The 9,728-nt window shown below is 40.8% G+C and carries 8 protein-coding genes; all 8 read right to left on the bottom strand.

Annotated elements, in window-relative coordinates; genetic code table 11:
* Positions 1 to 231 precede the first annotated feature (231 nt).
* On the bottom strand, positions 232 to 1,002 hold the full coding sequence (pstB, locus tag V7068_RS21300; RefSeq protein ID WP_499714457.1) for a phosphate ABC transporter ATP-binding protein PstB: 771 nt from the start codon (positions 1,000 to 1,002) through the stop codon (positions 232 to 234).
* Between the two features lie 69 nt (positions 1,003 to 1,071).
* Positions 1,072 to 1,896, bottom strand: a complete 825-nt coding sequence (pstA, locus tag V7068_RS21295) for a phosphate ABC transporter permease PstA (RefSeq protein ID WP_403152768.1) — start codon at positions 1,894 to 1,896, stop codon at positions 1,072 to 1,074.
* Position 1,897: 1 nt separating this feature from the next.
* Positions 1,898 to 2,812, bottom strand: a complete 915-nt coding sequence (gene pstC / locus V7068_RS21290; RefSeq protein ID WP_127759018.1) for a phosphate ABC transporter permease subunit PstC — start codon at positions 2,810 to 2,812, stop codon at positions 1,898 to 1,900.
* Positions 2,813 to 2,890: 78 nt separating this feature from the next.
* On the bottom strand, positions 2,891 to 3,733 hold the full coding sequence (locus tag V7068_RS21285) for a phosphate ABC transporter substrate-binding protein (RefSeq protein WP_499714456.1): 843 nt from the start codon (positions 3,731 to 3,733) through the stop codon (positions 2,891 to 2,893).
* Positions 3,734 to 4,107: 374 nt separating this feature from the next.
* Positions 4,108 to 4,602: a carbonic anhydrase gene (locus tag V7068_RS21280; RefSeq protein WP_499714455.1), complete on the bottom strand. Its 495-nt coding sequence runs from the start codon at positions 4,600 to 4,602 to the stop codon at positions 4,108 to 4,110.
* 95 nt (positions 4,603 to 4,697) lie between these two features.
* Positions 4,698 to 5,063: a Na-translocating system protein MpsC family protein gene (locus V7068_RS21275; protein WP_499714454.1), complete on the bottom strand. Its 366-nt coding sequence runs from the start codon at positions 5,061 to 5,063 to the stop codon at positions 4,698 to 4,700.
* Between the two features lie 188 nt (positions 5,064 to 5,251).
* On the bottom strand, positions 5,252 to 7,864 hold the full coding sequence (locus V7068_RS21270) for a DUF2309 domain-containing protein (RefSeq protein ID WP_499714453.1): 2,613 nt from the start codon (positions 7,862 to 7,864) through the stop codon (positions 5,252 to 5,254).
* Positions 7,861 to 9,399 (bottom strand): NADH dehydrogenase subunit 5, encoded by a 1,539-nt coding sequence (locus V7068_RS21265; RefSeq protein ID WP_499714452.1) that lies wholly within the window; start codon positions 9,397 to 9,399, stop codon positions 7,861 to 7,863. The genes V7068_RS21270 and V7068_RS21265 overlap by 4 nt, the downstream gene beginning before the upstream one ends.
* Between the last annotated feature and the right edge of the window lie 329 nt (positions 9,400 to 9,728).

The following is a 9,728-nucleotide window of genomic DNA, read 5'->3' as shown; positions in this document are numbered from 1 at the left end:
CTGTATTTCTAACAAATATTATTATACTGACTTTCTTGTTATATTACAATATTATTTTCTTTATTGGGAAATATTATAATTTTCAAAACTTTTATCTAAATGAAAAGGCATGAACCCGATACAAATTCCGAGTTCATGCCTAACAAACTGTTTAACGAAATAGCTTGTCTAAATGATCTTATAAAAAACCATTCTTAAAGCTTTCACAAAACACCCTTTTCTATGGTCCATTTAACCGAATCGGCCAGTAACATAATCTTTCGTTCTCTGATCCTTTGGCATAGAAAAAATATGATCTGTTTCATCATATTCAATGACTTCACCATTTAAGAAAAAAGCAGTTTTGTCAGATACACGTGCTGCTTGCTGCATATTATGCGTAACAATGACAATCGTATAATCCTTTTTCATGTGTGTAATCAATTCTTCTACCTTTAACGTTGAGATTGGATCTAATGCTGAAGTAGGCTCATCCATTAAAATGATTTCCGGTTTCATGGCAATTGCACGTGCGATACAAACACGTTGCTGCTGACCGCCTGATAGTCCGAGTGCTGATGTTTTAAGGCGATCTTTCACTTCGTCCCAGATTGCCGCACCACGTAAGCTCTCTTCAACAATCTTATTCAATTCTTTTTTATTTTTAATTCCCTGCATCCGGGGACCATACGCTACATTATCATAAATACTCATAGGAAATAGATTTGGCTTTTGAAATACCATACCTACCTTCGTTCGTAACTTAATCACATCATGGGATCGGTATACGTTTTCACTATCGACGACAATATCGCCGGTAATCTTCACACCATCAATCAAATCATTCATACGGTTTAATGTTCGTAAAAAAGTTGATTTACCACAGCCAGAAGGACCAATTAAAGCTGTAACTTCCTTCTCTTGTATATCTAATGATACGTTATAGAGTGCCTGTTTTTCTCCATAGAACAAATTCAAGTCTGTTACACTAATTTTCGCTGCCTCTCCTGAATGCTGCTTCATTTGTGAAAGATTCCCCTTCTCTGCATTATTACGTTCAATCACTCTTGTACTCATTAACATACACCCCATTTAATAGTCAGCTTTATTTAACTTTTTTGATATAAACGTCGCCGAAAGGTTCAGAACCAAAATGATAACAATTAATACGATTCCAATGGCAGCGGCAAGTTCAATATCTCCGGACTCCTGTGTAACCAAATATGAATGCACCGTTAACGTTCTTGCCGATGAGAAAATACTTTCTGGCATCGCAGCTACCGTTCCAGCAGTTAAAAATATCGCAGCCGATTCACCAACAATCCTTCCGATTGAGAGAATAATTCCAGATAATATCCCCGGCATCGCACTTGGTAAAATCACTTTATATAAAGTTTGCAGCTTCGTTGTTCCCAAAGCTAGAGACCCTTCTCGATACGAATGAGGAACGGTTTTTAAAGCCTCCTCTGTTGTTCGGATGATGACAGGCAGTACGATAATAGTTAATGTCAATGAAGCAGCAATAATCGACATGCCTAACTTTAATGTGGTTACAAAGAATACGGCTCCGAATAATCCATAAATAATCGAAGGTATCCCTGTTAAGCTCTCTGTAGCAAAACGAATCATTTTTACTAATCGGCCCTGCTTAGCATACTCTTGCAAATATACAGCAGCCAAAATCCCAATTGGTGTTGCTATTAATAACGAAATAGCGATTGTGTATATGGTTGTAACAATCATCGGCCAAATCCCGCCATCTCCTGCCGGTGAATAATCGCCAAAGATAAAATCGAAGTTTATTAAACGATATCCTTTATAAAAAATATATCCAACAATCGTTACGAGGACGGCAACTGTTAAGAAAGCTGAAAACCACAGAAGTCCGCGCAACAAGTTATCCTTAAACTTTCTCAACTTAATTACCACCTTTCGAACTGATTTTTGCTAATACAAAGTTCAATAACAAGATAAAGGAGAATAAAACAATACCTGTTGCAAACAGCATTTCTTGATGCGTTCCGAATGCATATCCCATTTCTAATGCGATATTTGTAGTTAATGGACGAACACTGTCTGTTAAACTAGTAGGAATGATGAGACTGTTTCCTGCTACCAATATAACGGCCATCGTTTCTCCAATTGCTCTCCCTAAACCTAATACAATTGCTGCCATAATTCCTGATTTAGCTGCGGGTACCACTACTTTAAAAATAGTTCCGATTTGAGATGCTCCGAGTGCCAATGACCCTTCACGATACGTTTTCGGAACAGCACGAATAGCTGTTTCAGCTACAGTAACAATCGTTGGCAGCATCATAATGGCTAAAACGAGAATGATAGCTAATAAACTTTGCCCTTTCGCTAAGCCTAAATTATTTTGTAAGAAAGGGACGATGATAGCAAGTCCGAATACACCATATAAAACAGATGGAATACCCGCCAGCAGCTGCACGGCCGGTGAAATGATTTTTGCTATGCTTTTGGGTGCAATTTCCGCTAAGAAGATGGCTGTAAACAGACCGATAGGAACTCCGATAATTAATGCACCAAATGTGGCGAATATGGATGCAACGATCATTGGAAAGATCCCAAATTTATCTTCACTTGGCACCCAATCCACTCCAAAAACAAAGTCAATAAAGCTATATCCCTCTGCTACAAATGGATGTGAGCCTTTATAAAATACAAATCCAACGATTAACAATAAACTGAGTACTGAAAGAAGTGCACAAAACAGAAAAATTCTTGCTGATAACTTCTCGAGCATATACTTCCTTTTATTTGATTTTCCGATTTCTAAAGTTTGTTTTTCAGTAAGTGGGCTTGGCATGCTTCATTCCTCCAAGATTGCTTTTACGCATGATGGTTATTTCCAACGTGCGTTAAATAATACATCCATGAATGTTCATTATTTTACTGGTATAGCTCCTGTTTCCGACACAATAGATTGCCCTTCTTGACTCAAAATATAGTCAATAAATTGTTGTCCGCCATCCGTTAAATTCTCTTCCTTATAGACAAACAAGAATGGTCGTGACAAGCTGTATTTTTGCTGCAGAACATTTTCCGCTGTAGCCTCTACTCCATTAATCTTTACAGTGGAAATAGAGTCATCAATATATTCAAATGAAATAAATCCTACTGCATGCTTATTCGTCGCAACAGTTGTTTTTATATTACCGTTACCGCTCGCAACTATGGAACTTCTTACCAACTCACCTGACGTGTATCCTACGATTTCTTGAAATGCATCACGTGAACCTGAGCCATCTTCACGGGAAACAACCACAATTTCCATGTCATCTCCTCCAAGCTCCTTCCAGTTCGTAACCTCTCCGGTAAAAATTTGCTTCACTTGCTCCATAGTAAGATTTTTCACTTTATTGCTTGGATGAGTCACTACCACAATTCCATCATAGGCAATGACTACCTCATTCAAGCCATTAGCCTTTTCTTCTTCCTTTAAATCACGCGAAGACATCCCAATCTCTGACACACCACTTGTTGCGTTTGTTATGCCAGCAGAAGAACCTATTTGATTTACTTCTATATTCACTTTATTTTTTTCTTCATATTTAACTGCTAGTTTTTCAGCTAAAGGTCCTACAGATGTGGATCCTGAAATAGATATGGTACCTTTACTATCATTGGACGATTCTGTGTCACTGTCATTACTAATACCACATGCTGATAATACAGCAGCTAAGGATAGTACCAATAATCCTATCGTTGCTTCTTTTATAAACCTCATTTCTATACCTCCAAGATTATCTATTGGCCACTTCTCTTTGTCGTATTTTTTCTAACCTAAGAATAAACACACGATGTTAATGCTCTATGGATTCTTTGTAAAGGTTTTGTAAATTCTATTAATCTCGGGTTAAAACGCAGTAAAGGTATAGTAAAATTTGGTAAAGATATAGTAAAGACATTAGATTCTATAGCTAAATTCAAAAAAACTTAAACAGGTTAACCAACACAATTATTAGTTAAACTGGTTAAGCTTTTTAATCGACAATAGTTTAATTACTGTAACAATAATTAAAATACAAAACAAAAAGTCTTAATCCCTATATTTGGAGGAATTAAGACTTTTATTTCATTATATACATAAGCAATAGTCTCTTAAACCATTTCTGATAGCTTTTCATTCGCCTGATCAATATGTAATTCTTTGACCTTAACATGTGACGGCAACAGCGGATGATTGCGTATGGTGTTGACAGTTTTTTGTACGCTATCCGTTAAAGTTTCGCCTCCATGTAGCCATGTACTTACCGTACCCTCAGGAAATTCCGGCATGCAATTTTTAAAAAGATAATCTAATGTTTGAATCTTGTCCTGCAATTCTTTGTTTTCATATATTTTGTTCAGTATGTCCTCAGTATTCTTTTGATCATCGTTTGTGGAGACCACAACGATTTCCTCAACATTATCCTGGTACACAGCAATAATGATGTCCCTCATTAAATCATCGAAGGGGTATGAAACGACTGGCTGATATGTTTGTAAGATGATCATGTTTTCCGGATTGACGTTGGTTTCTTCTTTAATGAATCGTTCTAATTTCTGCTCTGTTCCAATCACAAATAGTACTTTTTTCTCTTCAGCTCTAGACATCCAATTCACCCCATAATTTCTTTAATTTTGTTCTAAATAAGTTTGCTGACTCTTTCTTATATGAAAAACGCGTGAGTCCGAACATATCTTTGTTTTTAACATAATTTGCTTTGCAGATCACTGGAAAGCTTAAAAACCATTAATCGTTCTCCAGTTTGTGTACTAAGATCGGTGTGAAAACTTACTACTTCTTCCCCTGTTATCGTTAAGATAATTTCTTTTAAACCATCCAGACCAGATTCCACTAAACTGTTGCGATGTTCTTTTACCGATAACAATCCTTCTTTATCCAGACATACTGTATATTCAGCAGTAGTTAGTATACCGCGGAGTGTTACAATCACCATATCCCGTAAGATATCCGATTTAACAGATACGGAGCCTCGCCCAAGATAGGTTTTCTCCCAATGTGTTAAAGCCTTGCTTATTTCAGCTTCAATTGTTCCTTTTGTTTTTTCCATACCGATCCCTTTTCCTTTTTTCAAAGTTACATTCATAGATGGCCAAATATTGCCTATAATATTCTAGAAAAACAATTTTTTCCACCCATGTGACGACTTTCTTTCGGAAAGCTTTATACCATTGCTGCAAAAGCACCGGAAAGGAAAGCAGCCTCACACAAGGACATCTATATAAACCGGGAAAGAGGTTAAGACCAACTCTCCCAGTGTCCTTCCGAATCAATGGACGCAAGCCGAATCCATCCGTTTTTCACTTTTTGATGAAAGTCATGATTGTGGTCCAGCATCCGTTTCACATAGCTCTTCGGTGCTTGAATGACCACCAGCAAACGCAGCGGCTCATGATATGCCTCTTCATCTGATTTCATAACCGACTGCCAGGGAAGTCCGGATAATAAGTCACTGGCGTTCCCCTGCATGACCCCGAGACCGGCTGTCACGGTTTGGGTTGTTTTATTCCCGCTGCCATAATAATGAGGGGCAACAGTAGATGCATAATATTGCAGGTTAATCCATTGAGTTACCGTTGCCGGCCCGGCAATAATGTTGGCGAGAATAGCACCGTTTTTATCCTTCCTCCAGTTATAATTGTGGAGGAAAACTCTTCCTTCCAGATTACAGTCTTGGGTCAGCTGACGTTCCCCAATGATAAACGCAGCGTTACGTGCCAAGCCCCATTCCGGACGGACCTCACTCCAATCTTCTGAAAGACGCTGTGCCTCAGCCTTCGGATTCTTAAGATGAGTTCCGAGGTTTGGCAATTGCGGAATCCGCTCGACATTGGCTTCCTCACTTACCTTTGGCAGCTCGACTTGGACACGTTCAAATGCTTCCTTCGCTTTAACTGATAGTTCCGGAACATAAAGCCAACGTAATTCATCAAGTGTGGTAATATGCTCGGCAGCTGCAAAAACAGTATCTTCCGGAATAATAATTCCCTCTGTTTCGAGGCTCTTCCTTACGTTCGGAAGATTACACAGGGCTGCCAGCACCCGTGCATTGAATCCGCTTGATGCTCCTCCACATGCACCGCAGTCGAGTGCGGAACCATATGGATTGTTCGTGCTGTGACTTCCATGTCCGCAAATCACCACTAGTGGTGCAAAGTGATCGGTAAGTCCCATCATTTTTAATGCTTGCCGTACATAGTGTACTTGTTCTTTCAAGGAAAATCCAATTGGCAAGTCTGTTTCCGATTGTTGCGTATGGTCAAGTGTGAGTTCCGTAGCTGGTTTATGCAGCCATGTTTCGAGCAATTTACTTAATGTCCGGCCTGCACTCCGAGGCATAAAGCTACGGGCCAACGTTTGCAGGCTGAGCCAAGGACCGCTAATTTCCGGAAGCACCATGCTGGAAACCAAATTATGTTTCATCGTTTTAAATGTGTAACCGAGTGAATTAACTGCCTGATTCCGTTGTTCAAAGGATTCCAACTCTGGTGCAAACTCTTTTACTTTGTATTGCGGTTTAAACATGACCGGCAAAGAGTTATGCGTGTGGTTACTGCCAAGCTCGCAAGTTTCAATCGGCAATCCGAAAAAGCCTGCTGTTCCAAAGGTCTGAAAATCTCCTGCTTTTTCAAGTTTGCGGCGAAAAGGCTCTGAACGCACATCAATACAAAATACAAATTGAGCGAGTGCCGGCTTTACATTTTCTGCCGCTGCAGCAGGCTGTTGGGATGTAATCATCGTCTTCAATTGGTCTTCATATGTTTTTTCCCATGCTTCAAGCAAAAGCCGATTGCGCAGAACCTTATCAAACCGATACGCAAGGGCCAAACGTGCCTTTATTTCTGTAGAGGATAACAGTGACCAAGCATTGATTGGCAGGTTTCCCCATTCCGCCCAAGCTGCAATTAATGGTTCTAGATTTACTTTCTCATTTCTTTGTTCAGGTAAGGGAAGATGAGGTGTAACTAAAGCCCATTCCATCGAAATTCGTACAGCTAAATAGTCAAGCAGCAGTGAAGTTTCTTCGGCTGATTGCTGTGAGCGCCAAAGCATCATCCCCCCCCAGCCCGGCAAAGCAAGTAAATGCGCTTCTAAATAGCCTTGGATTTCCGAGAAGGGAATTTCCAGTAGAAGCAAAACTTCCCTTAAAGCAGCTTCTGCTTCTACCGGCAACTCACTTAGTTGTTTACGTACCTTGCGGCTAAGTGCTGAGTCATGCTGGGCTAGTTTCCGCCACGCATGATAGAAACCTTCTTCCCGATTAGGCATCGACCAGACAGCCTGGGACTTATCCAAAAACAATTTACACCACTTGATCATCTGGCGGTTTAACTCGTGTGCTGCATTCACCCTTCCTAGTTGTTCCAAGTGCTGACTATAGGTTTTGACCGAATGTTTTTCTGTCATGTGAGATGTAAAACGGGTTAGTTTTCTTGCCATGCCTTTTAACTCAGGTGCTTCCAACGTGCTTGAACATGGCTGATTCTGCAAAAGTGCAGCCCGGCAAAACTGCTCTGCGACCTCACGCGGCAACTCCAAAGACTGTAAGTTTAGCCAATGTTGCAATCCCTTTTCTAAAAAATCCTGATGAATCTCCCCTCGATCCCGTGCAGACTGAAATACGGAATCATTGGGGTAGATATCTACATCACAAGTATCTTTGAGCCAGCGTGCCGTTTTTTCAAACGATTTTCCCTCCAACCCCACCCAGGGGTTGCGTGCTGCAAATGTGTTAATAGGCCCGAGCGGTACAATGACATTGCTGGCCGATTTCACCAAGTCATTAAGATCAAAATCGAGGGTATTAGGAACACTTTCCCAATGTAATGTTTTTTCTAATGGTATATTCATCGTAAATGACCTCCTCTAAAGAATGATTGTGTCAAATGCTTAGGGTGAGTTTCGACCAGATCATTTTGGGGCTCACCTAATCGTACAAGCCAAAGATAAATGAGAGCATAGGCACTTGATGAACGATGACGAGCCAGCCATACACCTGCAGCACTTCCGGTCAATAAGATAATCAGCAGCAAAACGGCTGCTGGTGCCGGTGTTTGAATTCCTTGCGGGATTGTATCTTGTAAAACACTATAAAACGCATCATGTACCAAACTGTATACAACGGCCGCTCCTGCAAGCAAAGAAAATCCTGCTATGCGCCCGATACGTCCAGATCCCAAAGCCACGAGCTGGGCCCAGGCAAATGAAACGGACCATCCTAAAGTAAGAGCGCTTATCAATTGATAACCCTCTCCAGGAGAAGACATCCAAAGACCAATTGCCACCAGGAGGCCTAAAATCCCGCCAGTAATTGTCCATAATAATGGTGTTGACTGGTTCGCCCTGGAGGTTGGCTCCTCGTGGTGATGAAGCACAGAACCAGCCTGTAAGAACAGAGTTGATTTGAATAGACCATGTAAGACAGCGTGGATAATGGCTGCCAAATAAGCACCTAATGCACATTGGATTAACATGAACCCCATCTGCGCAATCGTAGATCCGACCAGCTGCCGTTTATAATCAACGTGAACCAGCATAATTCCCGTCCCTATCATGACTGAAACACTGGACAATAGAAGCAAAACAATTTGAGCTATATCTCCGCTAAAAAGCGGTGAAAATCGAGTCAAGATAATTCCGCCTGCATTCACTAATCCCGCATGCATAACCGCGGAGACAGGCGTTGGAGCCACTACTGAATCTAACAGCCAACGTTGGAAAGGCCATTGTGCTGCCGGAATGACGACAGCCAAGATTAGCAGCAGGTTAATACACGTCCTTTCCCATGAATCAAGCTGTGCAAGACTGCTTTCGGTGAGGACGAGCGAGAGCTGCCAATGCCCCGTAGTTTGGGTGATCCAGATGACAGCTCCCAATAGGATAAGCCAGCCTAGTGCAAACAGACGACCGGATTGCTTAGCAGCGTTTCTAGCAACATTCCACTCTTTTTTTAATCCTATAAGCAAAGTCAGTCCTAGAAGTGTAACCCCCCAGCAAACTAGCAGCAGGCGAAGGTCATTACTTAGCCAGACACCTGAATCAGCAGTAGTAGTAATCGTCAGTAGAGCAAAATATTTTCGATAAGAACGATCACCGATTAAGTAACGAACAGAATAGCGCTGCACGATAAAACCTATGGTAAGGACAAATAAAGCCAGCAGCCATGATAAGGAATCAAGCCTCCAAGGGCCATAAATCATGGTTTCATGGTTCGTAACAAGGGCCAGCAGAGCAGCGACCGGGGGCAGCAATGTGACACCGACGTGAAGCCGAACAAAAGACAGCGGAACCCTTGGGTGTAGCAGGAATAGCCCGCTAAGCACCGATATGGCAAGCAATCCAAAAAATATTTCTGGCATAAAACTTAACATGTTACTTCCCCCCATCGATGTATGGAAGAAACCATCATTCTGAAAATATGACTTTGACCGATTCCCTTCATTACGCTACATTCCTCTCTGTTTTATCTTTAAAAACAAAAAAACCGACAATTTTTTAAGCATAATGGTTGCATCCATTAAACTTTGAAAATTGTCGGTTTACTTTTAACGGGCCCATCCAGGCCTTTTAATAGTCTACCTAATATGTAATTCTCTTTCTTCCAATAAGGAAGTACAATTACGGTTATTCTCTTTGTTATAGATTTGCTTTTTCATATAGTCAATAGAACGTTATTAACCTCATGCTAAAGTAATCTATTTATTTAGAGAAATCA

The organism is Bacillus sp. JJ634, from assembly GCF_036962285.1.
Taxonomy (GTDB): domain Bacteria; phylum Bacillota; class Bacilli; order Bacillales; family DSM-1321; genus Peribacillus; species Peribacillus asahii_A.
This window is presented reverse-complemented; position numbering and strand designations above follow the sequence as displayed.